Source organism: Bartonella sp. CL71SXKL (assembly GCF_042194935.1).
Lineage (GTDB): Bacteria > Pseudomonadota > Alphaproteobacteria > Rhizobiales > Rhizobiaceae > Bartonella.
Window position 1 is genome coordinate 1 of the sequence record NZ_JBHINI010000064.1, and the last position, 1,648, is coordinate 1,648.

Here is a 1,648-nt window from a genome sequence, read left to right on the forward strand (position 1 = left end):
AGCAGGTACACAGTTGTTTTCAAAAGTGAATGCACGGGCTTTTGATACGGCTTTTATCGGATGGAATAATGATTCTGCGGATCCTCATACAATGGCTTCACGTCTTGTTTATAATCCAGATAATCGGCTTGAGGCAAAAAATACAGCCTATCCTAGTTGGCAGCATGGGTATTTTGATGCCAAAATGAATAAAAAAGTTGAAGAGGCGTTGTTTCAAAAAGATCCGCAAAAACGGGCACAAATATATGCTGATTTACAACGTGAACTTATGCAAAAAGGACCTTATGCGTTTATCTATCAGAAATATACTGTTATTGCGATGACGCCTGATGTCAAAAAGTGGGTTTGGAATAGTGCGCCACATATTTTTTATAGTAAAATTGAAAAATAAGAGTGTCTTCAATGCTGTTCAATAGATAAAGGACATAGTCATGATATATTCGGCGTATTGTATAAATTTTCAAGTTTTGCAATGCGTCGAAGATCATAGGTAATGCGTGATATATTGTTGAATGTCTTTTCAAGACATTCGTTTAAAGATATTTTTCATTCTCATTAGAGGTGTATTTAAGTGGATGTTAAGATCGATATTTCAATTTCTCTGAATTAGAAAGTGGTCAATTTATTTGTTAAAAAACTGAGTATAACATAAAGAAACTAAGTGTAACAAATATCGCGGAATTTAGTGGTGCTAAAGGTGCAAAGGTTTTGCTGTGTTGAAGGAAAGTTTTGTTATGGGTGGGTACACAAGGGATATCAGTTTTTTATAGTGTTCATATTTTCTTTTGCTTTGAAAGATGATGAGATGTCATTTGGAGGGTGTTATTTTACGGGGAGTGATGAAAAAATTAAATTTTCTTTTGAAGAAGGAATAAAAGTCGTTGCACTTGGCAAACTGACAAATTTTCCTGTTTTATCAAATCGTCAAATTATTATGAAGGCTCTTTGTTATTAAGGTACTTGAGCCAAAAGGGGTAGTGCTTTGATGGTATAGAACACGCCGGAAGAAATACGAGACAAGCTTGCTTAACAAGATAGAAAAAATACAGGTTTTATAGTTTTCAATAGTAGGCGTTATGATATCGTGAATAAGCTCTGTTGTTGGTGAGCGTTCATTGTATATCAGAGTGTTTTCCTTTGTATGTTTTAGTTTGGCTTATAAGTGTAGACAGGAGGAGTCATTGACAAGAGGTGCTTGTTCTTGAAGGTTTTAAAGTTTGATCTTTAGGAGCCTATCGTTCGTCTAAACTTAATTATTAAGCACGTTTTGCTGCATGGGGAATTTATACAATAAACGTTAAAAGGAAAATTCTATGAACGTGAAAAGAAAAATATTGAAAAAGGGCGGTTCTTTTGTTTCTGCTGTTCTTGCAATGGGGATGTTTGTGCAACAAGTTTCAGCAAAAACACCTGCCGATACGCTTGTGATGGCTTGGAATCTCGATCCAATAAGTACATTTGACCCTGCACAACTCAATGACCGTTATGGAATTGAATTGGTTAACAATATTTGTGATAATTTAGTCGTTTCTGCTACAGATGATGCTACTAAAATGGTTCCCTCGTTAGCGAAGAGTTGGGATGTTTCAAGTGATGATCAGAGTACTGTGATTACTTTTCATTTGCGTGATGGTTTGAAGTTCAACGA

1 protein-coding gene and 2 pseudogenes are annotated in these 1,648 nt (G+C 35.3%); all 3 read left to right on the forward strand.

The features are described from left to right. Positions 1-391: pseudogene (locus ACFILA_RS09440) on the forward strand (ABC transporter substrate-binding protein); the annotation flags it as partial. A 378-nt stretch (positions 392-769) separates the two neighbouring features. Then, the gene (locus ACFILA_RS09445; protein WP_375637873.1) at positions 770-955 is read left to right on the forward strand and encodes a hypothetical protein; all 186 of its coding nucleotides are present in this window, start codon (positions 770-772) and stop codon (positions 953-955) included. Positions 956-1,313: 358 nt separating this feature from the next. Continuing rightward, positions 1,314-1,648: pseudogene (locus ACFILA_RS09450) on the forward strand (ABC transporter substrate-binding protein); the annotation flags it as partial.